Consider the following 1,064-nt stretch of genomic DNA (forward strand, 5'->3'; position numbering starts at 1 on the left):
AGGCACGCTCTCACCCATTAACGGGCTCGAACTTGTTGTAGGCACACGGTTTCAGGTTCTATTTCACTCCCCTCCCGGGGTGCTTTTCACCTTTCCCTCACGGTACTGGTTCACTATCGGTCACTAGAGAGTATTTAGGGTTGGGAGATGGTCCTCCCAGATTCCGACGGGATTTCTCGTGTCCCGCCGTACTCAGGATACTGCTAGGTATAAAGACTATTTCGATTACGAGGCTCTTACTCTCTTTGGCTGACCTTCCCATGTCATTCTTCTATAATCTTTAAGTCCATATTGCAGTCCTACAACCCCGAAGAGTAAACTCTTCGGTTTGCCCTCCTGCCGTTTCGCTCGCCGCTACTCAGGCAATCGCTTTTGCTTTCTCTTCCTGCAGCTACTTAGATGTTTCAGTTCACTGCGTCTTCCTCTACCTATCCTTAACAGATAGGAGTACTAGCCATTAGCTAGTGGGTTCCCCCATTCGGACATCTCTGGATCGTCGCTTACTTACAGCTCCCCAAAGCATTTCGTCGTTTGTCACGTCCTTCTTCGGCTTCTAGTGCCAAGGCATCCACCGTGCGCCCTTATTAACTTAACCTTATTTTTGGTCTTGCGACCTAAACTCTTTAAATATTTACAGCGTTTCGGTTTATTTTCTTGTTACTATTTGATATAGATATTCAATTTTCAATGTTCAATCTTAACACCATTATAGTGTTAATGGAGCCTAGCGGGATCGAACCGCTGACCTCCTGCGTGCAAAGCAGGCGCTCTCCCAGCTGAGCTAAGGCCCCACAAGACCTCTCAAAACTAAACAAGACCAACGTACAGGTTTCCATTTCCTTAGAAAGGAGGTGATCCAGCCGCACCTTCCGATACGGCTACCTTGTTACGACTTCACCCCAATCATCTATCCCACCTTAGGCGGCTGGCTCCAAATGGTTACCTCACCGACTTCGGGTGTTACAAACTCTCGTGGTGTGACGGGCGGTGTGTACAAGGCCCGGGAACGTATTCACCGCGGCGTGCTGATCCGCGATTACTAGCGATTCCGACTTCATGTAGGC

General features: G+C 48.8%; 1 tRNA gene and 2 rRNA genes. All 3 read right to left on the minus strand.

From position 1 onward, the window contains the following. Positions 1-595 (minus strand): 23S ribosomal RNA (locus PAN06_RS14330); the annotation flags it as partial. A gap of 123 nt (positions 596-718) precedes the next feature. Then, positions 719-791 (minus strand) — tRNA-Ala (locus PAN06_RS14335). Positions 792-844: 53 nt separating this feature from the next. Continuing rightward, positions 845-1,064 (minus strand): 16S ribosomal RNA (locus PAN06_RS14340); the annotation flags it as partial.

Source organism: Streptococcus sp. SM3 (genome assembly GCF_027497875.1).